We start from the raw sequence: 24,323 nt of genomic DNA, 5'->3' as shown, positions 1-24,323 counted from the left end.
TTATAAACCCGAACCGACATTGAAATAGACCGCCTGTTCATGCTCGCTGAACGCCACGTCAATCCCGGTACGTAAACCGTACTGTCGCGCGATCAGGTATCGAAAACCGGCCCCCCATGCCACCTCTGACTCTTCCCATAGCGTATCCGCCGCGTCAGCGGCGCTCCCGGCGCCAACGAATCCCTGCAGGATCCAGCGCGGAGTAACCGCCCAGGCCAGCTGGGTTTGCGCCGTGGCCACGTAGTCGCCCTGATAGCGGTAGCGCGAAATCCCGCGCAACGCGATATAAGGACGCGCCATCGGCATCAGATGCTTATCATGGTGGGTTAAGGACTGATAATTGCCCGCGACCGCCAGGGTCAGCGTCTGGCTGAGCGGAATAAACACCTTTCCGTCCAGCGAAAAAGTGTTGTAGTGATAATCGCCCCCGAGCAGCGAACGGAAAAACCGATATTCACCCTTCAGCGCTAACCCACTCTGAGGATAGAAAATATTATCGGTAGTGTCATATTCCGCCACCACCCCCAGCGCCGAAGAGGTGCTGTTTTGCCCGAACACCTGCTGCCACACCCGGTTGAGCCGTGGATTATCGGTAGAGACATCCGCCCGGGCATACACCTGGGAGGCCCCGAGGAACACCGGCGTGTCGCCCAGGCGAAACAGCAGCTTTTGCAGCGCGGCGACGCCTTTGGTCTGCGTCTGCACCGGTTTAGCATGGCTGAAGCCGCCGGTGTCGCCGGAATAGATATCCAGATTGACGTTAGCGTAGCCGGCGCCCGCCAGGTAACGAATGCGATCATGCTGCCAGGTGTGACGATGACCGCCGCCAATAAACCAGGTGCCATTCTGCGTGGCGGCCCCGCCAAAAGCGGTGAGCGGCGGAGGAATAAACTGCCCGCCCTCCCGGCTACCTTTGCCGTGTAAAAACAGGCCAAACAGTCCGCCACCATAGCCGATGGCCGGCTCGGTTATCGCCAGCGGCACCGGCAGAAAACCGTAACGGTTTTCCGCCAGATACTGACTCATGTCGAGCATGCCATCTTCCGCATCGAAGAGATCGGCGGCATCGCCAGGCGGGCACAACAGGAACAGAAGCGCCAGCGTGGACAGCGGGAATTTCATGCTCACTCCAGGGCGTTGGGGCGCGCACGACACGCGTGGCGAACAGGATTATTACAACGGAATAAGGAAAATATAACGTAACCGGAGAACCCTCACCAACGCGCAGTGGCCTGTTTTTTGGGTATTTTTGGACAAAAAAGAGCTGGCCGTCACAGAAAGCCGCCTTCGCTCCGCCGGACGGCGCGATGATTGTATTCATAAGGTGAATGTCGTATAACATAGCGCTACCGAGGGGTGTCCCGTGAGGGCTGAGATGGCGCAAGCCGAACCCTTTGAACCTGATCTGGGTCATGCCAGCGAAGGGACGGGTCGGCAATTTTGCCAGCATTACCGCCATTGCCTGTTCACACCCCTGCACGCCCGGATCTCCCCTGCACAACTGGAGGTCCTGTGATTGTTCCCGCGTTTAGCCAAGGTCTTTATGGCCGTTTACGCCAGCTGGCCGCCGCTGACTGGCAGCACTATGTGGCGCACCCTTTCGTCCGGCAGCTCGCCGAAGGCACCCTTGCTGAAAGCGCATTTCGTCGCTATCTCACCCAGGATTATCTGTTTCTGATCCATTTCGCCCGCAGCTACGCGCTGCTGGTGAGTAAACTGCGCACGCTGCCGGAGATGCGCGCCGCGGCCGCCTCCATGAACGCCATTCTTAACGAAGTGCCGCTGCACGTCGGCTACTGCGCCCAGTGGGGCATTAGCGAACCGGAGATGGCCGCCCAGCCTGAAGCGCCGGAAACCATCAACTATACCCGCTACGTGCTGGATATCGGCCATGCAGGCGACGCGCTGGATCTGCTGGTCGCTCTGATGCCCTGCGTAGCGGGTTACGCCGAAATCGGTCTGGGCCTGCTGCATCACCCCACCACCCGACTGGACGACAATCCTTACGCCTCGTGGATCCGCAACTACGGCGATGAAGGCTATCTGCAGGGCGTCAGCGCCGCGCTGGCGCTGCTGGAGACCGTGTGGCAACAGCGTGGAAGCGAGACCCGTATCACTGAACTGAGCGACATCTTCACCACCGCCACCCGCCTTGAGGCGCAGTTCTGGCAGATGGGGCTCAACGCCGCGGCGGAGTCCCGAGCGTGACGGCGCCAGGTATCGAGGTCCGCAATCTGAGCCTCCATTTCGGCGACCGCCGCCTGTTCGACAATCTGTCGCTGACGGTCCCCGGCGGCCAGTGGGTGTCGCTGCTCGGCGCCAGCGGGGCCGGAAAAACCAGCCTGCTGCGGGTCATGGCCGGCCTGGCCCCCGCCACCTGCGGGGAAGTGGTCGCCAGCGACGGCAAGCCGATACCCGGCCGCCTGGCGTGGATGGGGCAGAAAGATCTGCTTTACCCCTGGCTGAGCGTTCGGGAGAACGTCGCCCTCGGCGCGCGGCTGCGCGGTGAGAAAGTGGATCACGCCCGGGTCGCCACCCTGCTGGAACAGGTGGAGCTCGCCTCCTGCGCCGACGCCCGGCCGGCGACGCTCTCCGGCGGGATGCGTCAGCGCGCCGCGCTGGCCCGCACCCTGTATGAGGACCGGCCCATCGTGCTCATGGATGAGCCTTTCTCGGCGCTGGACACCCTCACCCGCACGCGCATTCAGACCCTCGCGGCCACTCTGCTGGCGGGGCGGACGGTGGTGCTGATCACCCACGATCCGCTGGAAGCCTGCCGGCTGAGCCACCGTCTGCTGGTCCTCTCGGCCACCGACGGGGAGATCGACGACAGCCATCACCTCACCGGCGCGCCTCCGCGCGCGCCGGACGCGCCCGAGCTGTTGAACGCCCAGGCGGCGCTGCTGCAGCAGTTGATGAGGGCCCACTCATGAGCGAACGTCTCTGGCGCGGCGCCATGGTGTTCTGCGGACTGATGCTTCTCTGGGGGCTGGCCAGCCGCAGCGGCATTCCGCGCTTTCTTTTACCCTCCCCGGCGGCGGTCGCCGAGGCGCTGTGGGTCAATCGCGCCTATCTAGGCTGGCACACGCTGATTACCCTCAGCGAGATCCTCAGCGGCCTGGCGCTGGGGGTGGCGCTCGGCGTCACGCTGGCGCTGGGCATGATCCTCTCCCCGCGCCTGCAGCGCTGGCTGATGCCGCTGGTGCTCACCAGCCAGGCGATCCCGGTCTTTGCCCTCGCCCCGCTGCTGGTGCTGTGGCTGGGGTTTGGCATGAGCGCCAAAGTGGCGATGGCGGTGCTGGTGATTTTCTTTCCCGTCACTTCCGCCTTCTTTGACGGCTTGCGACGGGTCAACCACGACTATCTCGATCTGGCGCGCAGCATGAACGCCTCCTTTGGCGCTCAGCTACAGCATGTCCGCCTGATGGCCGCCCTGCCGGCGCTGGGCTCGGGCCTGCGCATGGCGGCGGCGGTGGCCCCCATCGGCGCCATTATCGGCGAATGGGTCGGCTCCGCCGAGGGACTGGGCTACGTCATGCTCAATGCCAACGCGCGGCTGCAAACCGATATCTGCTTCGCCGCGCTGTTTATTTTAGTGCTGCTGACCCTCTTCCTGTGGCTGGCGGTAGACACCCTGCTGCACCGGCTGATCGACTGGTCGCCGGAATAATCATGAAGTAATAAAGGAAAACAGATGAAAACGTCGCTTTTCGCCGGGGCAACCCTGACGGCGCTGCTCAGCGGTCACGCGCTGGCCAATGAACCGCTCACCCTGGTGCTGGACTGGTATATTAACCCCGACCATGCGCCGATTATGGTGGCCGAGCAGATCGGCGCCTTTAAGGCCCAGGGTCTGGACGTCAAGATTGTCCCTCCGTCGGATCCGGCGCTGCCGCCCCGTATGGTGGCCGCCCGTCAGGCAGACCTGGCCATCACCTACCAGCCGCAGGTGCACTTCTTCGCTGACGAAGGATTACCGCTGGTGCGCGTGGGCACCCTGATCAACTCGCCGCTGAATACGGTGATCGCCCTCGATAAGCAGATCAAAACCCCGGCGGATCTGCAAGGCAGGAAGGTGGGTTACTCGGTCAGCGGCATTGAGCAGGCCACCCTGGCGACCATGGCGCAGCATTCGGGGATCGATCCGGCCAGTATCAAGCTGGTCAACGTCAATTTTCAGCTGACCAGCGCTCTGCTGGCAGGCCAGGTGGACGCGGTCATCGGCGGCTACCGTAATATAGAAGCGCAGGAGCTGAAGCTGCAGGGCAAAACGCCGGTAGTGATGAACGTCGAAGATTACGGCGTGCCGGCCTATGACGAGCTGGTGATTGTCGCCCACCGCGACGCGATTCATGAGGCGAAAATCCGTAAATTCCTCACCGCCCTGCAGGCCGGGGTCAGCTACCTGCGCGCCCATCCGCAGGAGAGCTGGGAGGCGTTCGCCGCCGCCCACCCGGAGCTGAAGACCGAGCTTAACCATCAGGCGTGGCTGCAAACCGTGCCGCTGTTCGCCACCGATCCGGCGGCGCTGGATAAAGCGCGCTATGACACTTACGAACAGTTTTTATATAACAATAAGTTGGTGAAAAAAGTTACACCTTTAACAAATTATGCGGTTGAGCTGCATTGACTCTTGCTATCGCTGACGGAAGGCTTTCCGTCAGCGCTTTAACGCAGCGGCAATAAAAATATAGAGACTTTCTCACTAATAATTACACTTTAAAGGGTTATCGTTACCTTGGGTTGTTTTATTATAATTCAGCAAGTTATGTTAATTTTTACCCCGGTAAGAATAGCGTCAAAATAACGCAATCAATAAAACGTTGAATGCGGATTTAAAAAGCCATATATTGTGCGCGCTTTATGAATGCCAATTCAATTCCTTACACCAATTATTCAACCAGCGTTCAACCGCAATGCTGGTTGTGGGAGTGATATGATGACGGATAAAGTCCGTATTGATACTTTACGTGCTGATTTATTAGACGCAAACAACGAAACCTTTTTGGCCCGTCAGGCCGAATTTGAATCGAATGTCAGGAGTTACCCGCGTAAGTTACCGCTGGCTATCACTAAAGCTGAAGGCGTGTGGCTGACGGATGCGGATAACAAACAGTACCTGGACTGCCTCGCCGGCGCCGGTACTCTCGCTCTGGGCCACAACCACCCTGATGTATTGCAGAGCATCCAAAGTGTCATTACCAGCGGCTTGCCGTTACATACTCTCGATCTGACTACCCCGTTAAAAGATCGTTTCTCCGAATACCTGCTCTCTTGCCTGCCGGGCGAAGGGAAAGAGTATTGCCTGCAGTTCACCGGTCCTTCCGGGGCTGACGCCGTGGAAGCGGCGCTGAAGCTGGCGAAAAAATACACCGGCCGTTCCGCGGTGATCAGCTTCTCCGGCGGCTATCACGGGATGACCCACGGCGCACTGTCGGTCACCGGCAACCTGTCGCCGAAAGCGGCGGTCAACGGCATGATGCCGGAAGTCCAGTTTATGCCTTACCCGCACCTGTACCGCTGCCCGCTGGGCATCGGCGGCGAAGCCGGCGTCAAAGCGCTAACCTACTACTTCGAAAACCTGATCAACGACGTGGAGAGCGGCGTCCGTAAACCGGCGGCGGTTATCCTCGAAGCCGTTCAGGGCGAAGGCGGCGTGAACCCGGCGCCGGTCGAGTGGCTGCAGCGCATCCGCAAAGTGACCGAAGAGCACGGCATTCTGCTGATCGTCGATGAAGTGCAGGCTGGCTTTGCCCGTACCGGTAAATTCTTCGCCTTCGAACACGCCGGTATTCAGCCGGACATCATCGTGATGTCGAAAGCGGTTGGCGGCGGTCTGCCGCTCGCGGTGCTGGGCATCAAAAAACAGTTCGACGCCTGGGAACCGGGTCACCACACCGGCACCTTCCGCGGCAACCAGCTGGCGATGGCTACCGGCCTGACTACCCTGCGTCACCTGCGCGACAACAAGATTGCCGACAAAGTCGCTGCCCAGGGCGAGTGGCTGAAAGGCAAACTGGCCGAGCTGCAGAAGCGCTACCCGGTCATTGGCCACGTACGCGGTCTCGGTCTGATGATCGGTATCGAAATCGTCAAGCCGAACGAAGCGCAGGATCACATGGGTTGCTACCCGGCTGACGGCGAACTCTCTGCCCTGCTGCAGAAGAAATGCTTCGAAGCGGGCCTGATTCTGGAGCGCGGTGGCCGTCACGGCTGCGTGCTGCGTCTGCTGCCGTCCCTGCTGATCAGCAACGCGGAACTGGATGTGTTCCTCGACAAATTCGAACAGGCCCTGCTGGCCGCCGGCGTAAAACCGGTCTGAGTGGAGTAAGTGACCACCATGTCCACATTGAATCCGATTCTTGCTGGTTCGGCGCAGAGCGTTGAGGCCTATCAGCAGGTTATCGAGCAGACCAGTCAGGCCGTTGTGCAGTGGCTGAAGCAACCTGAGATGTATCAGGGGAAAAGCGTTGACGAACTGCGTGAGCGTATCTCCCTTGAGTTTAACGAACAGGGTTTGGGTAACCAGGCGGCGATTGACCGTGCAATCGAGTACTTCCTGAAAGACAGCCTGTCGGTGCATCACCCACAGTGCGTGGCGCACCTGCACTGCCCGAGCCTGGTGATTAGCCAGGCGGCGGAAGTGTTGATCAACGCCACCAACCAGAGCATGGACTCCTGGGACCAGAGCCCGTCGGCGACCATCATTGAGATGAAGCTGATCGAGTGGCTGCGCGCCCGGGTCGGCTATCCGGCAGGCGACGCCGGCGTCTTCACCAGCGGCGGCACCCAGAGCAACCTGATGGGCCTGATGTTGGCGCGCGACGCCTTCTTCGCCCGTCAGGGACACTCCATCCAGCAGGATGGGCTGCCGGGGGATATCCGCAAGTACAAAGTACTGTGCTCCGAAAACGCCCACTTCTCGGTGCAGAAGAACATGGCGCTGATGGGGCTCGGCTACCGCTCGGTCACGCTGGTGAAAACCGACGAATTCGCGCGGATGGACGTGGCCGATCTGCAGGCGAAGATTGCGCAAGCGCAGGCTAACGGCGAGCAGATCATGGCGATCGTTGCCACCGCCGGGACCACCGACGCGGGGGCTATCGACCCGCTGCGCGACATCGCCGGTATCGCCGCGGAGCATCAGATCTGGCTGCACGTTGACGCAGCATGGGGCGGCGCGCTGCTGCTGTCTGAGCAGTATCGCGACTATCTTGACGGTCTGGAGCTGGTGGATTCCGTTACCCTGGACTTCCACAAGCAGTTCTTCCAGACCATCAGCTGCGGCGCGTTCCTGCTGAAGGATGCCCGCCATTACGAGCTGATGCGTTATCAGGCGGCCTATCTCAACTCCGAGTTCGATGAAGAACACGGCGTGCCGAACCTGGTGTCCAAATCGCTGCAGACCACCCGACGCTTCGATGCGCTGAAGCTGTGGATGGGCCTCGAAGCGCTGGGCCAGAAGCAGTATGCGGCGATCATCGATCACGGCGTCACCATGGCGAAAAACGTCGCGGAGTACGTGAAGTCTCAGCCGACGCTGGAGCTGGTGATGCAGCCGCAGCTGGCGAGCGTGCTGTTCCGTTCCCGTCCGGCGCAGATGGCGCAGAGCGACGCGGCGGCAATCGCCCTGCTCAACCAGCGCGTCGGCGACGCCCTGCTGGCTTCCGGCCGCGCTAACGTCGGCGTGACCGAGCACAACGGCGTTACCTGCCTGAAGCTGACCCTGCTGAACCCGGTGGTGACGCTGGATGATGTGAAGGTTCTGCTTAACCTGGTGGAACGCACCGCACAGGAGCTGCTGGCGCAATAATCTGCCTGAGCGAGGCGGCACCTGTCGCCCCGCTCAGCGGCCAGCCCAGCCAGTACTAAGCCGATAAGTTCTCTTATCGGCTTTTTTTATTCCTGCCTGCGCTACCGACGCGCTTCTACGCTTCTCGCCGTAGGTCCGTTGACGCCTGCCCGCCGCGATGCCACAGTATGGTCCCGATAATGGCAATCGCCAGAATCTAACGTCCCGGTAATAAGGATGATAATGGAGAAACGCTTACCCGGCCTCGATCTCGACGCCCTGCGCAGCTTTGTGACCGGCATGGAGTGCGGCAGCTTCGCCCTGGCGGCGCAGCGTCTGGCGCGCTCCACCTCCGCCGTCAGCGCCCAGCTTAAAAAGCTGGAGGGCCAGTGCGGCGCCGCGCTGGTGGTTAAGCAGGGGCGGCACCTGGCGCTGACTGCGGAAGGCGAAAAGTTAATGAGCTACGCCAGACGGCTGCTGGCGCTCAATGATGAAACCCTGCGCGCGCTGCAGGGCGAGCGGCTCACCGGCGAAATTCACCTTGGCATGCAGGAAGATTTTGGCGAATCGCTGATGCCGGGGATCCTTGGGCAGTTTACCCGCCACCATCCGCAGGTGCGGATAGTCGCGAGGGTGGATCGCAATGGCCCGCTGCGCCAGGCGCTGGCGGAGGAGACGCTGGATCTGGCGCTGCTGTGGCAAACCGAAGATCAGGGTCCGGGGCTGGGCCGCTGTTCGCTGGCGTGGATTGCGCATCCTGACTTTGACGTTCGCGCGCTGCTGGCGTCCGGCGAGCCGCTGCCGCTGGTGATGTTCGACAGCCCGTGCCTGATGCGTTCCCGCGCCATTGCCTGTCTCGATGCCGCTGGGATCCCCTGGCAGGTGGTGTTCGTCAGCCACAGCCTGAGCGGCATCTGGGCGGCGGTGCAGGCTGGCCTGGGGCTGACGGTTCGCACCCGCATCGGCATGCCCGGCAATCTGCGCCCCGCCGGCGGACTGCTGCCATCCCCTGGCAGTCTGGCCGTCAGTCTGCAACAAACCCCGCGTCAGGAACCCCATTCCGCCGCGGTCGCGCTGCTCGGCGAACTGATGACCGAGGCCCTGCAGGAGTGGGTTGAAAGGTGACAGTGTCACGTAAATTTCCCTCACCCTAGCCCTCTCCCGGAGGGAGAGGGAACCGTTCGGCAGTCACCGGCAATGGATATTTTGCGCCGTTCCCGCTTCGATGCCCGGTGGCGGCTGCGCCTTACCGGGCCTACACGCGGCTCCGTAACCCCGTAGGCCGGGCAAGCGCAGCGCCGCCCGGCATCAGGTATAAGGCCTGGAGGGATCCATCCGCCAGAGGCCTGCGCCGCGGGTCAGGCTTTGCTCTCCTGCAACAGCTGCTGGATCACCTGCTCCTGGCGGGCATAATCCCCTTCGCCGAAGGCGGTATAGCGAAGCTGCCCGCGAGCGTCGAAAATGTAATGCGCCGGCCAGTATTGATTGCCGAAGGCGTTCCAGATGCTGTACTCATTATCCGCTACCACCGGGTAGGTTATTCGCCACTCCTTCACCGCCTGGCGCAGCAGCGGCAGCGAACGCTCCCAGGGATATTCAGGGGTATGGACGCCAATCACCACCAGCCCGGCCGCGCGGTATTTGTTCGCCCAGTCGCGCACGTAAGGCAGGGTATGCTGGCAGTTGATGCACTCCCGGGTCCAGAAATCCACCAGCACCACTTTGCCCTTCAGACGCTCCGGGGTTAACGCCGGGCTATTGAGCCATGCGCTGCCCCCCACCAGCGAAGGCATGGCGCTGCAGGGCTTGGGCATAGCGATCGGTTGCAGAACCGTTTTCTGCGTCGGCTGCGGCAGACGGGCGGCCAGCCGCTGCTCCAGCGCCTGACTCCACCCTCCCGCGCTTTGCAAATAGCGGTCGCCGCCGCTGGCGATCAGCGCCACCGAGGCCAGCATCGCCACCCCCGCCAGCCGGCGCAGCCGTTCGCCGAACGCCAGCCCGCGACGCAGACGGGCAATCAACGCCGCGCCGCACCACCCGAGCAGGAATAACATCACCGCCCCGCCGCTGCCGTAGGCCAGCAGCAACCCGCCGGTGGTCGCCTGGCCCGGATGCACAAAGCCCAGGCTCAGTATCGCCCCCAGTACCGGCCCGGCGCACGGCGCCCACAGCAGCCCCACCGCCAGCCCGGCCAGCAACGAACCGATCCAGCCGCGCTGGCGTGAGCTGGCGTCGTTAAGCTGATTCCCCAGCGCCACCAGCGGTGAGGTCAGCCGCTGTGCGATGCGCTGCGAAAGCAGACTCAGCCCGACAAGGGCGAAGAACGCCAGCGCCAGGCTGCGCCCAACCAGAGTCAGATTGACCACCCAGCCGCTGGCGACCGTCACAAGCCACGAGACAGCGCCGAACATCAGCGCCATTCCCGCCAGCATGATCGCCAGCTGCCCCCGGCGGCCCCGGACGCTGGCGAACAGCAGCGGGATTACCGGCAGCGTACAGGGGCTCAGCAGGGTTAACATCCCGCCGAAAAACGCAATTAATATCGACATCGCCTTCTCCTCATTGTGTCGTCGCTGCCGGGAGTGGCAGCCACGACATTACAGCAAGGAGATGTAGGGCGGATGTGTCAGGAAAGCGGGAGAATTGTCGGCTTAGTTTTCCAACTGCGCCGGAGATACAGCAGGATACAATCCCTGCGCGGCGAGACGCACGCTGGCGTCCAGGCCGCCCTGCGGGCGGTTGGACAGGCGCAGCGTGCCGTTCATCTGGCTGACCAGCTGCGCGGCGATCGCCAGTCCCAGACCGGTGCCGCCGGTATCGCGATTGCGCGAGTCCTCCAGGCGAAAAAAGGGCTGCAGCACCGCCTGCAGCGACGCCTCAGGGATCCCCGGCCCCTCATCCAGCACATGGATAGTGATATCCCCGGCGGCGTCGCGGGTCAGGGTTACCGTTACCGTGGCGCCGAATTTCAGCCCGTTATCGATAAGGTTAGTCATCACCCGGCGCAGGGCCTGCGGTGGGATCCACACCACCCCGGCGCTCTCCTCGGGGCAAAACCGCACCGGCCGGCCAACGTCGGCATAATCGCAGGCGATACTGTCGAGAAAGGCGTCAAGGTTCAGCCGCTGGCGCGCCTCCGCCAGCGGCTGCGAGGTGCGGGCGAAGGCGATACCTTCGCGCACCAGGCGGGTCATATTGTCGAGATCCTGCAGCAGTTTGTCGCGCAGTTCCGGCTGGTCGGCCATCTCCACCCGCAGCTTCATCCGGGTGATCGGCGTTTGCAGATCATGGGAGATGGCGGCGAGGATCCGCGCCCGCTCCTGCAGATGATCGTGGATGCGGGTCTGCATCGCGTTAAACGCGCGGGCGGCACGGCGCACCTCCTCTGGCCCCTGCTCGGCCATGGTTCCCGCCGTGTCGCTGGCCGGCTCAAGCGCATTCACCGCATGGGTAAAACGGGTGATGGGCAGCAGTACCTGGCGAACCGCGTACCAGGCGCAGGCCAGCAGGAGGACAAACTGAGCGATCAGCACCACCGGCAGCCAGCGGGCGATGGGCGGTAGCTTCGGCCACAGGTCGAGGGTCAAGGGGGCGCCATCGTGGAGGGTAATATGGGCCTGGATATGCTGACGCGGACCGGGGATCGCCACAATACTCACCGGATATTGCGCGCTCAGCGCCTCCTGCAGGGAGCGCGCCGCGTCCCGGGCGCGCCAGCTGTCCGGGTAGTCGCCGCGTTCGCCGGCGTCCAGCTGATAGCGGTAGTTGCCGCGCGCCAGCTTCGGCAGCCATTGCGGGCGTTCAGCGGGCGGCAGACGGTCGAGGATCGCCACGCTGGTGGCGACATCAGACGCCAGATTGCCCAGCATCACACTGCGGGCGCTGCTCATTCGCTCATAAAACAGCAGCGACAGGGTTAAGGTGTTCGCCAGCAGCAGCGCCAGAAACAGCAGCGCCATCAGCCTCGACTGCAGCGAGACGGGCCAGAACCTCATTCATGCCTCTCGCGGATGGAGACCGGGACCGACAGCACATAGCCTTCGCTACGCACCGTCTTAATATAGGCCGGCTCCCGGGCATCCTCCCGCAGGCGCTGACGCAGTCGGCTCACCAGCAGGTCGATTGACCGTTCGAACAGTTCGGCGTCGCGTCCCTGGGTCAGATTGAGCAGCTGATCGCGGTTCAGCACCCGCTGGGGATGGTCGAGAAACACCCGCAGCAGTCGATACTCCGCCCCGCTGAGGGCGACAATCGCCCCGCTGTCGTCCAGCAGATGGCGGGCGGCGGTATCGAGCAGCCAGTCGCCAAAGGCGATCAGCCTGCCCGCCTCGGTGATCTGCAGGTTGGGCGGCAGCGCCCGGGTGCGGCGTAAAATGGCCTTGATGCGCGCCAGCAGTTCGCGGGCCACAAAGGGTTTAATCAGATAATCGTCAGCCCCCATTTCCAGGCCGAGGATCCGGTCGCTGTCGTCGGTGCGGGCGGTGAGCATCAGCACCGGAATATCCTGCTGCGGGTTAGCGCGCAGCTGGCGGCAGAGCGTTAAGCCATCCTCGCCCGGCATCATGATATCCAGCACAATCAGGTCAATTTGATGATTTTTGAGCACCGACCACATGGCTTTGCCGTTCGCCGCGCCGCTGGCGCGGTATCCCGATTTTTCCAGATAGTCGACAATCAGTTCCCGGATGTCGCGGTCGTCATCGACGACCAGGATGTGGTCAATACGCTCCAAAGGCTGCTCCTGCGGCAAAATAAACTCTTCACAAGCATAAGCCGTGTTGCCGGAAGCGCAACGTCGCGCCGCCGGCAAGTCGCGGGTTACAACCGATCGGCGTCCACCACCGCCTGCACAAACGCCGTCGGATCCTCCTGCGGCGGGTTATGGCCTACCGCCCCCGGCAGATCCCGGTGCTCATATTTACCGGTAAATTTGGCCCGGTAGCTGGCCGGAGCCGGATGCGGCGCGCCGTTATTCGCCCCTTCCAGAGTGATGGTGGGCACGGTTATCGGCGGCAGCGCCGCCAGCCGTTGTTCATAGCCGGCATACTTCGCTTCCCCCTTCTCCAGCCCCAGGCGCCAGCGGTAGTTGCTGATGGTGATCGCCACGTGGTCCGGGTTATCCAGCGCCTGGGCGGTTTTGGCAAAGGTCGCGTCGCTGAATGGCCACTGCGGAGACGCCTGATGCCAGATAAATTTCGCAAAGTCGTGGGTGTTCTGCCGGTAACCGGCTTCGCCGCGCGGGGTGGCAAAATAGAACTGATACCACCACGACAGCTCCGCCTGCGGCGGCAGCGGTTTTTCGCCAATCTGCTGACTGCTGATCAGATACCCGCTCACCGAGACCAGGGATTTCACCCGCTGCGGCCACAGCGCGGCGACGATATCCGCCGTGCGCGCCCCCCAGTCAAAGCCGGCCAGATCTGCCTGCCTGATGTTCAGGGCGTCCATCAAATGGACAATATCGGCCGCCATCGCCGACGGCTGACCATTACGCAGCGTTTTCGCCGACAGGAAACGGGTGGCGCCGTAGCCGCGCAGATACGGCACAATCACCCGGTAACCCTTCTGCGCTAAAGCCGGCGCCACCTGGGCATAGCTCTGAATATCGTAGGGCCAGCCGTGCAGCAGAATCACCGGCTGGCCGTCCCGCGGACCGATATCCACGTAGCCAATATTCAGATCGCCAGCGTGAATCTGGTGGATTTTGTCGAACGCCCCCGCGTCTTCAGCGGCGCAAACGGCGGCGGACCACAGGGTGGATAACCCCAGCGCCGCGGCGCTGGCATACCGGATCAGGGATAATCTGTTCATCGCTTTCTCACCTTTTATCTTCATCAAGAGAGTACGTGACCAGTTAAGCGGAAATTTGTATCCGCCATGTGCCCGACCGGGGCCATTTTTATCTCTTAATGTCAGGAACCCGCCGCGGGATACAGTGTGATACACAGTTCACGTTGGCAATTGTTGCGGGCTTGTGAATTTCTGCTTGCCCCCGGGCATAAATCCGCTACCGTGTCAGCCATTTTTACCACCTGATAACCCAGGAGCCCGCTATGGCGATTTTTGATGGTCACAATGACCTGCTGCTGAATCTCTGGCTTCACCATCGCGAGGATCCGGTGACCGCCTTCTTTGCCGGGATAGAGAACGGCCACCTCGATTATCCGCGTATTCTCCAGGGCGGTCTGGCCGGCGGCCTGTTCGCCCTCTTTGTGCCGCCGCAGGAGTACATCGCCCGTATGGCGCCGCAGTACGCCAGCCAGGCGTGGGATCCCTTAACGATCCTCTGGCAGCAGCTGGCTATTCTCAAGGCGATTTGCGCCCATGACGCCAGCCGCGCGCGGCTGTGCCTGAGCGCGGCGGATATCGAACGCTGTCGTCAGGATAAGGCGCTGGCGATGGTGGCGCACATCGAAGGCGCCGGCGGGTTCGACGCCCAAGGCGACGATCTGCAGGCCTTTTATCGCGCCGGGGTGCGCAGCATCGGTCCGTTCTGGAATATCGCTAATCGCTTCGGCTGCGGGGTCACCGGCGCCTTTCCCGGCAGCCCGGACAGCGGGCCGGGTCTTACCGGCGAGGGCATCGCGCTCATCGCCCAGGCCAACGCCCTGAAGATGCAGATCGATGTTTCGCACATGAATGAACAGGCTTTTTGGGATACCGCCCACCATTCCACCGCCCCGCTGGTGGCCACCCACTCCAATGCCCACGCCCTGTGCCCGCAGCCGCGCAACCTGACCGATCGGCAACTGCGGGCGATCCGCGACAGCGGCGGCGTAGTGGGCGTCAATTTCGGCAACGCCTTCCTGCGCGCCGACGGACGGCGCGATAGCGACACGCCCATCGCCACCATCGTCCGGCATATCGACTATCTTATTAACATAATGGGTGAGGATCATGTGGCCCTCGGTTCGGATTTTGACGGCGTCACCCTGCCGGACGCGCTGGGGGATGTGGCCGGCTTACCGCTGCTAATCAATGCCTTGCGTGACAGCGGCTATGATCAATTGGTGCTGGATAAGCTGCTGTGGCGTAACTGGCTGCGGGTATTAAAACATGTTTGGCAACAATAGGTTATATTGTAAACATAAAGTTAAATCCTTACAGATTCCGGGTTGATCTCTCACCCGGTGAAGCGCAATATGCGGCGGCCGTCACAGATCCTGCATTATCCGTGAGGCCTGTGGTCATTTTTAAGAGGAACAAAACATGTGGAAGAAACCTGCTTTTATCGATTTACGTCTCGGTCTGGAAGTGACGCTGTACATTTCTAACCGCTAATCGCCCCGCCCGCCGTTCGCGCGGGCATCTTTTTACATTACCCGGTCCGTCTTCATGTTCATTAAAGTCCTCGGTTCCGCCGCCGGCGGCGGTTTCCCGCAATGGAACTGCAACTGCGCCAACTGCCAGGGTCTGCGCGACGGCACGATCCAGGCCAGCGCCCGCACCCAGTCGTCGATCATCGTCAGCGATAACGGTCAGGAGTGGGTGCTGTGCAACGCCTCGCCGGATATCAGTCAGCAGATTGCCCACACGCCCGAGTTAAATAAAGCCGGCGTGCTGCGCGGAACGCATATCGGCGGCATTATTCTCACCGACAGCCAGATCGACCACACCACCGGGTTACTGAGCCTGCGCGAAGGCTGCCCGCACCAGGTGTGGTGCACCCCGGAGGTCCATGAGGATCTCTCCACCGGTTTCCCGGTGTTTACCATGCTTCGACACTGGAACGGCGGCCTGGTGCATCACCCCATCGCGCCGCAGCAGCCTTTTACCGTTGACGCCTGTCCTGATTTGCAATTTACCGCGGTGCCTATCGCCAGCAACGCGCCACCCTATTCACCGTATCGCGACCGGCCGCTGCCGGGCCATAACGTGGCGCTGTTTATCGAAAACCGCCGCAACGGGCAGACGCTGTTCTACGCACCGGGGCTCGGTGAACCGGATAAGACCATTCTGCCATGGCTGCAAAAAGCGGATTGTCTGCTGATCGATGGCACCGTCTGGCAGGATGACGAACTGCAGGCCGCCGGCGTTGGGCGCAATACCGGCCGCGATATGGGCCACCTGGCGCTCGGTGATGAGCACGGGATGATGGCCCTGCTGGCCTCCCTGTCGGCAAAACGTAAAATTCTTATTCATATCAATAACACCAACCCGATCCTTAACGAGCGGTCTCCCCAGCGCCAGGCGCTGACGCAACAGGGGATTGAAGTGAGCTGGGACGGGATGGCTATCACCCTTCAGGAAACCGCATGCTGATCACCGACACGCTGTCGCCGCAGGCCTTTGAAGAGGCCCTGCGGGCCAAAGGCGCCTTCTACCATATTCACCACCCTTACCACATTGCCATGCATAACGGCGACGCGACCCGCGAGCAAATTCAGGGCTGGGTGGCGAACCGGTTTTACTACCAGACCACCATTCCGCTGAAAGACGCGGCGATCATGGCCAACTGCCCGGACGCGCAGACCCGGCGCAAATGGGTGCAGCGGATCCTCGACCACGATGGCAGCCATGGCGAGGACGGCGGGATTGAAGCCTGGCTGCGGCTGGGAGAAGCGGTCGGTCTGAGCCGCGACGATCTGCTCAGCGAGCGCCACGTCTTGCCCGGCGTGCGCTTCGCGGTGGATGCCTATCTTAATTTCGCCCGTCGCGCCTGCTGGCAGGAGGCGGCCTGCAGCTCTCTGACCGAGCTGTTCGCTCCGCAGATCCATCAGTCGCGCCTCGACAGCTGGCCGCAGCACTACCCGTGGATCAAAGAGGAAGGTTATTTTTACTTCCGCAGCCGTCTGAGCCAGGCCAACCGCGACGTGGAGCATGGCCTGGCGCTGGCGAAGGCCTACTGCGACAGCGCTGAAAAACAGAACCGGATGCTGGAGATCCTGCAGTTTAAGCTCGACATTTTATGGTCGATGCTCGACGCCATGACCATGGCCTATGCCCTGCAGCGCCCGCCCTATCATACGGTCACCGACAAGGCGGCCTGGCACACGACCCGACTGGTGTAACCATGCAAAAAACCTCCATCGTCGCCTTTCGTCGCGGCTACCGTCTGCAGTGGGAAGCTGCCCAGGAGAGCCATGTGATCCTCTATCCGGAGGGAATGGCTAAACTCAATGAGACCGCCGCGGCGATCCTCGAGCTGGTGGACGGCCGGCGTGACGTCGCGGCAATTATCGCCGTGCTCAACGAACGCTTCCCGGAAGCCGGTGGCGTCGATGACGACGTCATCGAGTTCCTGCAGATAGCCTGTCAACAGAAGTGGATCACCTGCCGTGAGCCAGAGTAAACCCGCCGTCAATCCGCCGCTGTGGCTGCTGGCGGAGCTAACCTACCGCTGCCCGCTGCAGTGCCCCTACTGTTCGAATCCGCTGGACTTCGCCCAACAGGACAAGGAGCTGACCACCGAACAATGGATCGAGGTCTTTCGCCAGGCGCGGGCGATGGGCAGCGTACAGCTGGGCTTTTCCGGCGGCGAGCCGCTGACCCGTAAAGATCTGCCAGAGCTGATCCGCGCCGCGCGCGACCTCGGATTCTATACCAACCTGATCACCTCCGGCATAGGGCTGACGGAGAGCAAACTCGACGCCTTCAGCGAGGCCGGGCTGGACCATATCCAGATTAGCTTCCAGGCCAGCGATGAGGTGCTCAACGCTGCGCTGGCCGGTAACAAAAAAGCCTTCCAGCAGAAGCTGGCGATGGCCAGGGCGGTAAAAGCGCGCGACTACCCGATGGTGCTCAACTTCGTTCTTCACCGGCACAACATCGATCAGCTGGATAAAATTATCGCGCTGTGCATTGAGCTGGAAGCGGATGACGTTGAGCTGGCCACCTGCCAGTTCTACGGTTGGGCGTTCCTCAATCGCGAGGGGCTGCTGCCGACCCGGGAACAGATCGCCCGCGCCGAGCAGGTGGTCGCCGACTACCGGCAGAAAATGGCCGCCAGCGGCAATCTCACCAACCTGCTGTTTGTCACCCCGGACTATTACGAAGAGCGGCCGAAAGGCTGCATGGGCGGCTGGGGATCGATTTTCCTCAGCGTTACCCCGGAAGGCACCGCCCTGCCGTGCCACAGCGCGCGTCAGCTGCCGGTGGCGTTTCCGTCGGTGCTGGAGCAGAGCCTGGAGTCGATCTGGTATGACTCGTTCGGCTTCAATCGCTACCGCGGGTATGACTGGATGCCGGAGCCGTGCCGCTCCTGTGATGAAAAAGAGAAAGACTTCGGCGGCTGCCGCTGCCAGGCCTTTATGCTGACCGGCAGCGCCGATAACGCCGACCCGGTGTGCAGCAAATCGCCGCATCATCACAAAATCCTCGACGCCCGGCGCGAAGCGGCCTGCAGCGACATAAAAGTCAGCCAGCTGCAGTTCCGCAACCGTACCCGCTCGCAGCTGATCTACAAAACCCGGGACCTGTAATGACGCTGGCGACACGCACCGTCACGTTGCCGGGCGGCCTGCAGGCCACTCTGGTCCATCAGCCGCAGGCCGATCGCGCCGCGGCCCTGGCGCGGGTCGCCGCCGGCAGCCACCACGAACCATCGCGCTTTCCCGGTCTGGCGCACCTGCTGGAGCATCTGCTGTTTTACGGCGGTGAGCGCTACCGGGATGATGACCGGCTGATGGGCTGGGTGCAGCGCCAGGGCGGAAGCGTGAATGCCACCACCCTGGCCCGCCACAGCGCGTTCTTTTTCGAGGTCGCCGCCGATGGTCTGGCTGACGGTGTCGCGCGTCTACAGGAGATGCTGCAGGCGCCGCGGCTGCTCAGGGAAGATATTCAGCGTGAAGTGGCGGTGATTGACGCCGAGTACCGCCTGATCCAGCAGCATGAGCCGTCGCGCCGGGAAGCCGCCGTGCGCCACGCCGCCAGCGCGCCCGCGGCCTTTCGCCGCTTTCAGGTAGGCAGTGCCGACGCGCTGGCGGGCGATCTCCCTGCACTGCAGGCGGCGTTACGTGATTTTCACCGCACCCATTACGTCGCCCGGCGGATGCAGCTCTGGCTGCAAGGGCCGCAGTCGCTGGAGGCGCTCGGCGAGCTGGCGGCCCGTTTCGCCACCGGGCTTGCCGCAGGCGAGGCTCCGCCGCCGGCGCCACCGCTGCGCCTGGGCGAATCCACTGCACTGCAGCTGGCGGTCTCCAGCCAGCCCGCGCTGTGGCGCTGCCCGCTGATCGCCTTAAGTGACAACGTCACGTTATTGCGCGAGTTTTTGCTTGATGAAGCCCCTGGCAGCCTGATGGCCGGGCTGCGCCAGCGTGGCCAGGCGCAAGAGGTGGCGCTGAGCTGGCTGTATCAGGATCAGCGCCTCGGCTGGCTGGCGCTGGTCTTCGCCAGCGACCGGCCGGAACAGGTCGACCAGCAGATAACCCACTGGCTGCAGGCGCTACGGCAGACGACGCCAGACCAGCAGCAACACTACTATCAGCTGTCCTGGCGCCGTTTTCAAACGCTGTCGCCCCTCGATCAGCTGCGCCAGCGGGCATTCGGCTTTGCCCCCGGCGGGCCGCCCGTCGGGTTCGCCGATTTTTGCGCCGCCCTGCAGGCCGCCCCCACGGTCAGCCTGGCCTGCCAGACCATTTCCCCAGGGGAGCCTGTTGCCACCCAGGGCTTTAGCCTGCCGCTTAGCCGGTGGTGGCGCCGCCCGGTCTCTGACCCGGCGCTGGAATTCGCTTTTTATCCGCAAGCCGCTGGCGGCCTCGCCGCGGAAAACCCGGAGAAAGCCGCGCCGCTGCTCCACCTCCCGTCACCGGGCGAGCCGCCGAGGCTCCTGCTCCGACCGCCCTTCTACTGCTCGCCCGATATGGCCGAAGGGCTGGCGCGCGGGGAACAGCTGCGCCCGCTGCTCGCCGCGCTGCGCCACGCCGGGGGCCGCGGCGAGTGGCATCGCGTCGACGGCAGCTGGCAGTTGCTCCTGCAGTGGCCAGCGTCCGGCCGACGGCCGGTGGCGATTCTGCAGGCCATTATGCGGCAGCTCGCGCTCCCGGTCGCCCCGCTGGCCCCGCCGCCGGAGAATATTGCTATCCGTCATCTCATGGCTTTGCTCCCCGATCGGTTGGGCGCATCAGAGCATCAGGAAGGTTGGCTGGCGGCCCTGACCGGCGGCAGCGCAGAGGATGCGCAGTGGATCGCGCGCCAGCTGAGCCTGCTTAGCGCCCGGGTTAACCCGCCGGGCAACCTCTCTGGCCCCTGCCGCCGCGGCGTCGAACGGCTGACTTTCCCCGGAGGCGATACAGCGCTGCTGGTCTTTATTCCGCTGCCGGAAGGCGCCTCGCTGGCGGCCCTGCGGGTGCTGGCGCAGCGCTGTGAGCCACTCTTTTTCCAGCGCCTGCGGGTGGAGCAGCAGATCGGCTATGTGGTGAGCTGCCGCTATCAGCGCGTCGCCGATCGCGACGGGCTGCTGATGGCGCTCCAGTCCCCGGATCGCCGCGCCGTGGCGCTGCTGCGCTGTTGCAACACCTTTCTGCGCCAGCTGCCGCCGCTGGATGAAGCGACCTTCAGGCCGCTACAGCAGCGCCTGGCCGCACAGGTTCGCACTCGGACGCCGCCCGAGGCGCAAGCGCTGGCCGTCCTGCGTCAGAAGTATGGTTTAGCGGAGCTGACGCCGCAGGCGGCTGACGCGCTGCGCGTTGAAGAGGTCGACGACCTGGCCTACGAGATGTCCCGCCGTCGTCGCCGCTGGCGGGTACTGTTCACTGCCGGGGATTAATGGCCGGGGGCATCAGGGGTCAGATAGGCACTGACGAAGCGCGAGAGGATCGCCGCGGCCTGCGGGCTCTCCTGCACTTCATCGTGTAATCGCTTCGCGTCGATGCCCTCCGTCTGCAGCACCGCCTCCCGGTAGCGGATCAGCGAGCGGGCAATCGGCGCGGTGAATTCCGGGTGAAACTGCGTGGAGACCGCGTGCGGCCCGTAGCGCACGATCTGGTGGGGATCGTGGGAGGATGCGGCCAGCACCGTGGCCCCCTCCGGCAGACGGGTCACGGTTTGCAAATGGCTCAGATGCGCGGGAAATGCGGCCGGCAGGCCCCGCAGCAGCGGGTCGTCGACACCCCACGGCGATAGCGAAACGGTCTGGCTGCCGCTTTCCCGTCCGGCGGGATGATACGCCACCTCGCCCCCCAGGGCATGAGCCATCAGCTGATGGCCATAGCAAACGCCGAACAGCGGCATGCCGATAGCCACCGCCTGACGGATCCAGTCGGCGGTCCGTTCGCTCCATGCCAGACGGTCGGTCACCATCGCCCAGGAGCCGGTCAGCACCGCCACCGTCTGGCGATCCGGCGCCGGCAGCGGCTCGTCCTCAAACACCCGTACCGCGGTGAGCTGCGCCTGCCACGGCGCCAACAGCGTGCGGAACCAGCGCGGCAGATCGCCATGCTCCTCACGGATGGCTGCCGGCGGCGTCCCGGTCTGAACCAGCAATAATCGGTTACGTGTCACCCTTCCTCCTCGTTCGTCATGTTCCCTAAAATACTATGCCGCCGGGAAGATGATGGGACAAATAACCAATTTCTATGAACGATGCGCCTGCGGAATAAGTCCAGCCGCTTACTGGGCGTCCGCGCTCTCCCGCTGCGGCACGTCGGCTGCGGCCGCCGGCGCCTGCTGCGGGACAAAAATATGGTCCAGAATGGCGCGCGCCGTCGGTCCGGCCACCACCCCATCCCCGCCGCCGTTCTCCAGGATTAGCGCCATCGCCACCTTCGGATGCTGATAAGGGGCAAACAGGGTATAGAAGATGTGATCCCGCAGACGCACCGGGATCATTTTGGCGTTATAGGTCTGGTTTTGCTTCAGACTGAACACCTGCGAAGTCCCGGACTTCGCCGCAATCTGGTACGGCGCGGTATGGAACAGCTTGTAGCCGGTGCCGTTGGGCAGATTCGCCATCCCATACATGCCGTTGCGCACAATGCCCCAGTACGGGGATTTTGGATCGCCCACCTGCGGCAGGTTCGCCGGCTGCTGATAGCGTTCCAGATGATTGCCCTGCTTCATCGAATAGAGCAGATGCGGGTCCTGCACCTTACCGTTGTTCAGGAGCGTGGTGAGCGCTTTCACCATCTGGATGGGGGTGGCGATCCAGTATCCCTGGCCAATACCGACGGAGATGGTATCCCCCTGGTACCAGGGCTTTTTATGCACTCGCTGTTTCCACTCCCGGCTGGGCAGCACCCCGCTATACTCCTCATTGAGATCGATGCCGGTGGACTGGCCGTAGCCGAATTTGCTCAGCCACTCATGGATCCGGTCGATGCCCATCTCGAAGGCAACCTGGTAGAAAAAGGTGTCCGCCGACTCTTCAATGGCTTTGGTCACGTTGAGCATGCCGTGGCCGGTTTTCAGCCAGTCGCGGTAGCGACGCTGCGTGCCCGGCAGGGTCCACGTCGGCGCCCCGAAGAAGGTGGTGTTCGGCGTGATCACACCGGCGGAGAGCGCCGACAGCGCCATATAGGGCTTCACCGTCGAGGCCGGGGGATACAGCCCCTGGGTGACGCGGTTGATCAGCGGCCGGTCCGGGTTATCCAGCAGCGATTTATAGGCCTGATAGCCGATACCTTTGACGAACGGGTTAGGATCATAGCTGGGGCTGGAGACCATCGCCAGCACCCCGCCATCCCGGGGATCGACCACCACCACCGCCGCGCGCTGCCCCTTCAGTACCGACTCAATATACTGCTGCAGGTGCAGGTCAAGGGTCAGGTAGAGGTTTTTCCCGGCCACCGGCGGTACTTCTTTCAACAGACGCACCACCCGGCCGTGGTTGTCCACTTCCACCTCCTGGTAGCCGGTGGTGCCGTGGAGCGCTTTTTCGTAATAACCCTCGATCCCCTGCTTGCCGATATTGTGGTCGGCAGCATAGTTCTCCTCTTCGCCATCTTTCGCCAGCCGCTGCAGGTCGCTGTCGTTGATTTTCGACACATAGCCCACCACGTGCGCCAGCTCTGCGCCGTAGGGGTATTCACGCTGCTGATAGCTCTCCACCGTCACCCCGGGGAAACGGAATTCGTTGACCGCGAAGCGGGCCACCTCCACGTCGCTGAGGTCGGATTTGAGGGTAACCGCTTTATAGCGGCTGCTGTGGTGCATATCGTCGCGGAAGCTGGCGATGTCGTCCGGCGTCAGGTCGACAATCGGCGTCAGGGTTTGCAGCAGCGCGGCCATATCGGGAATTTTGCTCGGGATCACCTGCAGGCGATACAGGGTAATATTCTGCACCAGCGGTATGCCGTTGCGATCGAATATCAGCCCGCGGCTGGGGGCGATGGGCAGCATTTTAATATCGTTTTGGTTGGAGCGGGTCTGGTAGAAATCGTGCTGCTCCACCTGCAGATGGTAGAGGTTGAAAATCAGCACGCCAAAGCAGACCACCACCAGCAGAAAGGCGATTGCGGCCCGGCGGATAAACAGCATCTCTTCCGCGGAGTGGTCGCGAATTTCATCTCTCAAAAGGGGCATTAGCGGTACATCACCTGGATCACGGGAAAAGCCAACGGCGTAACGGCCGGGAAGCATAGCCTTATCGCGGCGTTAGCCCTACTGAAAGGTTGCTAATGATCTGGCAGAAATGTTTCAGCATGTTAGAGCCTGGAGAGCCTTTCTCTGTGGCAGAAAGGCATCAGGGTGCGAGGTTAGCCAGCGACGGATATCGCTGGCCTCCCTTTTCCCGACAAACCCGGTTATTTTCTGGCCTCAAAAGCGATCTTAACCGCCATTCCGGCCAGTACCGTCGCCATCAGCCAGCGTTGAAATTGTTGCCAGCCCGGCCGCCGGCTAAGAAATAACGCCACCTGCCCGGCCAGCAAGATAATCAGGCCGTTCACCGCCACACTGATTAATACCTGAGTACAGCCTAACATTAACGACTGGCTGAGTACGCTACCGAGTCCGGGGGTGACAAACTGCGGCAGCAGGGACAAATAGAGGATAGCAACTTTGGGGTTCGCCAGGCTGGTGATAAATCCCATCAGAAACAGCTTACGCCCACTGTCCGCAGGTAATTCACGCACCGCGAATATCGGCCTCCCTCCTGGTTTTATCGCCTGCCACGCCAGATAGAGCAAATAAGCGACCCCGCATAAACGCAAGGCATCGTAGGCATAAGGGACCGCGAAAACCAACGCGGTAATGCCGAAAGCGGCACACAGCATATAGAAGAAAAAGCCCACGGCAACCCCGGCAAGGGAGATAAAGCCAGCGCGTTTTCCCTGGCAAATCGAACGCGAAGTGAGATACATCATATTGGGGCCGGGGGTTAACACTAATCCCAGCGCCACCGCGGCAAAGGCCATTAATGAAGCGAATTCAGGCATAACTTATCTCCAGATAGCGGTAATGCCCAGGCGCGCGGCGACGTCGACCATGCTCCCCAACAGTATTCTGTCTTTAGCGCCAGTCACATGGTGTCTAAGTATTAGCTTATTCTGTGTCCGCCAACAACCCCTGCGCCGGGCATTCGTTACGCTCGCTCAGCGGAAAACCCTCATCCTTTTCTCATAGTAAAATTGTCATATCTCAAACAATTAGCATT

At 62.2% G+C, this 24,323-nt stretch carries 22 protein-coding genes and 2 riboswitches; of the genes, 14 read left to right on the top strand and 8 right to left on the bottom strand.

What is annotated here, in order from left to right; all coding sequences use genetic code 11:
* Entirely contained in the window at nt 1-1,122 is a 1,122-nt protein-coding gene (locus ABLV76_RS21340) for an outer membrane protein assembly factor (RefSeq protein ID WP_263077825.1), read from the bottom strand.
* A 220-nt stretch (nt 1,123-1,342) separates the two neighbouring features.
* A riboswitch (TPP riboswitch) is annotated at nt 1,343-1,444 on the top strand.
* Between the two features lie 68 nt (nt 1,445-1,512).
* Between ABLV76_RS21340 and ABLV76_RS21335 the strand changes: the two genes are divergently transcribed.
* From ABLV76_RS21335 to ABLV76_RS21305, 7 genes are all read left to right on the top strand, one after another.
* Nucleotides 1,513-2,208 carry a TenA family protein gene (locus ABLV76_RS21335; RefSeq protein WP_106939058.1) on the top strand — a complete coding sequence of 232 codons (696 nt, stop codon included), beginning with the start codon at nt 1,513-1,515 and terminating at the stop codon, nt 2,206-2,208.
* Entirely contained in the window at nt 2,205-2,933 is a 729-nt protein-coding gene (locus tag ABLV76_RS21330) for an ABC transporter ATP-binding protein (RefSeq protein ID WP_004202571.1), read from the top strand. Before ABLV76_RS21335 ends, ABLV76_RS21330 begins: the two co-directional genes overlap by 4 nt.
* Nucleotides 2,930-3,670 carry an ABC transporter permease gene (locus tag ABLV76_RS21325; RefSeq protein WP_153668812.1) on the top strand — a complete coding sequence of 247 codons (741 nt, stop codon included), beginning with the start codon at nt 2,930-2,932 and terminating at the stop codon, nt 3,668-3,670. Before ABLV76_RS21330 ends, ABLV76_RS21325 begins: the two co-directional genes overlap by 4 nt.
* 24 nt (nt 3,671-3,694) lie before the next feature.
* Entirely contained in the window at nt 3,695-4,630 is a 936-nt protein-coding gene (locus ABLV76_RS21320) for an ABC transporter substrate-binding protein (protein WP_043519613.1), read from the top strand.
* 306 nt (nt 4,631-4,936) lie between these two features.
* Nucleotides 4,937-6,322 carry a diaminobutyrate--2-oxoglutarate transaminase gene (locus tag ABLV76_RS21315; protein ID WP_004202575.1) on the top strand — a complete coding sequence of 462 codons (1,386 nt, stop codon included), beginning with the start codon at nt 4,937-4,939 and terminating at the stop codon, nt 6,320-6,322.
* Between the two features lie 9 nt (nt 6,323-6,331).
* Nucleotides 6,332-7,813 carry an aspartate aminotransferase family protein gene (locus ABLV76_RS21310; RefSeq protein WP_074194072.1) on the top strand — a complete coding sequence of 494 codons (1,482 nt, stop codon included), beginning with the start codon at nt 6,332-6,334 and terminating at the stop codon, nt 7,811-7,813.
* A gap of 210 nt (nt 7,814-8,023) precedes the next feature.
* Nucleotides 8,024-8,917 (top strand): LysR substrate-binding domain-containing protein, encoded by an 894-nt coding sequence (locus tag ABLV76_RS21305; protein WP_270037058.1) that lies wholly within the window; start codon nt 8,024-8,026, stop codon nt 8,915-8,917.
* Nucleotides 8,918-9,150: 233 nt separating this feature from the next.
* On the opposite strand, the gene ABLV76_RS21300 is transcribed toward ABLV76_RS21305, so the two are convergent.
* From ABLV76_RS21300 to ABLV76_RS21285, 4 genes are all read right to left on the bottom strand, one after another.
* Nucleotides 9,151-10,341 carry a cytochrome c biogenesis protein/redoxin gene (locus tag ABLV76_RS21300; RefSeq protein ID WP_348878457.1) on the bottom strand — a complete coding sequence of 397 codons (1,191 nt, stop codon included), beginning with the start codon at nt 10,339-10,341 and terminating at the stop codon, nt 9,151-9,153.
* A gap of 102 nt (nt 10,342-10,443) precedes the next feature.
* The gene (locus tag ABLV76_RS21295; protein ID WP_023318328.1) at nt 10,444-11,787 is read right to left on the bottom strand and encodes an ATP-binding protein; all 1,344 of its coding nucleotides are present in this window, start codon (nt 11,785-11,787) and stop codon (nt 10,444-10,446) included.
* Complete coding sequence (locus tag ABLV76_RS21290; RefSeq protein WP_004180014.1) at nt 11,784-12,524, bottom strand: response regulator; 741 nt, start codon at nt 12,522-12,524, stop codon at nt 11,784-11,786. Before ABLV76_RS21290 ends, ABLV76_RS21295 begins: the two co-directional genes overlap by 4 nt.
* 86 nt (nt 12,525-12,610) lie before the next feature.
* Nucleotides 12,611-13,603 (bottom strand): alpha/beta hydrolase, encoded by a 993-nt coding sequence (locus ABLV76_RS21285; protein WP_348878456.1) that lies wholly within the window; start codon nt 13,601-13,603, stop codon nt 12,611-12,613.
* A 242-nt stretch (nt 13,604-13,845) separates the two neighbouring features.
* On the opposite strand from ABLV76_RS21285, the gene ABLV76_RS21280 reads away from it, so the two are divergent.
* From ABLV76_RS21280 to pqqF, 7 genes are all read left to right on the top strand, one after another.
* Entirely contained in the window at nt 13,846-14,865 is a 1,020-nt protein-coding gene (locus ABLV76_RS21280) for a dipeptidase (RefSeq protein ID WP_060655872.1), read from the top strand.
* A 136-nt stretch (nt 14,866-15,001) separates the two neighbouring features.
* Nucleotides 15,002-15,073 (top strand): pyrroloquinoline quinone precursor peptide PqqA, encoded by a 72-nt coding sequence (gene pqqA, locus ABLV76_RS21275; protein WP_002905689.1) that lies wholly within the window; start codon nt 15,002-15,004, stop codon nt 15,071-15,073.
* Between the two features lie 54 nt (nt 15,074-15,127).
* A complete protein-coding gene (pqqB, locus tag ABLV76_RS21270; RefSeq protein WP_048324310.1) occupies nt 15,128-16,054 on the top strand; it encodes a pyrroloquinoline quinone biosynthesis protein PqqB in 927 nt (308 codons plus the stop codon).
* A complete protein-coding gene (pqqC, locus tag ABLV76_RS21265) occupies nt 16,048-16,803 on the top strand; it encodes a pyrroloquinoline-quinone synthase PqqC (protein ID WP_004143685.1) in 756 nt (251 codons plus the stop codon). Before pqqB ends, pqqC begins: the two co-directional genes overlap by 7 nt.
* 2 nt (nt 16,804-16,805) lie before the next feature.
* Nucleotides 16,806-17,084: a pyrroloquinoline quinone biosynthesis peptide chaperone PqqD gene (gene pqqD / locus ABLV76_RS21260; protein ID WP_004202592.1), complete on the top strand. Its 279-nt coding sequence runs from the start codon at nt 16,806-16,808 to the stop codon at nt 17,082-17,084.
* Nucleotides 17,071-18,213: a pyrroloquinoline quinone biosynthesis protein PqqE gene (pqqE, locus tag ABLV76_RS21255; RefSeq protein ID WP_023318333.1), complete on the top strand. Its 1,143-nt coding sequence runs from the start codon at nt 17,071-17,073 to the stop codon at nt 18,211-18,213. Before pqqD ends, pqqE begins: the two co-directional genes overlap by 14 nt.
* Nucleotides 18,213-20,498 (top strand): pyrroloquinoline quinone biosynthesis protein PqqF, encoded by a 2,286-nt coding sequence (pqqF, locus tag ABLV76_RS21250; protein ID WP_348878455.1) that lies wholly within the window; start codon nt 18,213-18,215, stop codon nt 20,496-20,498. Before pqqE ends, pqqF begins: the two co-directional genes overlap by 1 nt.
* Here pqqF and ABLV76_RS21245 read toward each other — a convergent pair.
* The 3 genes from ABLV76_RS21245 to ABLV76_RS21235 form a co-directional block, all read right to left on the bottom strand.
* Nucleotides 20,495-21,232, bottom strand: coding sequence for a glutamine amidotransferase (locus ABLV76_RS21245; protein ID WP_117130009.1), 738 nt, complete (start codon nt 21,230-21,232; stop codon nt 20,495-20,497). The genes pqqF and ABLV76_RS21245 overlap by 4 nt on opposite strands.
* A 108-nt stretch (nt 21,233-21,340) precedes the next feature.
* Complete coding sequence (gene mrdA / locus ABLV76_RS21240) at nt 21,341-23,251, bottom strand: penicillin-binding protein 2 (protein ID WP_231786961.1); 1,911 nt, start codon at nt 23,249-23,251, stop codon at nt 21,341-21,343.
* Between the two features lie 221 nt (nt 23,252-23,472).
* A complete protein-coding gene (locus ABLV76_RS21235; protein WP_043519625.1) occupies nt 23,473-24,105 on the bottom strand; it encodes a LysE family translocator in 633 nt (210 codons plus the stop codon).
* A 17-nt stretch (nt 24,106-24,122) separates the two neighbouring features.
* A riboswitch (ZMP/ZTP riboswitch) is annotated at nt 24,123-24,202 on the bottom strand.
* Between the last annotated feature and the right edge of the window lie 121 nt (nt 24,203-24,323).

Source organism: Klebsiella sp. GB_Kp047 (genome assembly GCF_040065235.1).
Lineage (GTDB): Bacteria > Pseudomonadota > Gammaproteobacteria > Enterobacterales > Enterobacteriaceae > Klebsiella > Klebsiella quasipneumoniae.
This window is presented reverse-complemented; position numbering and strand designations above follow the sequence as displayed.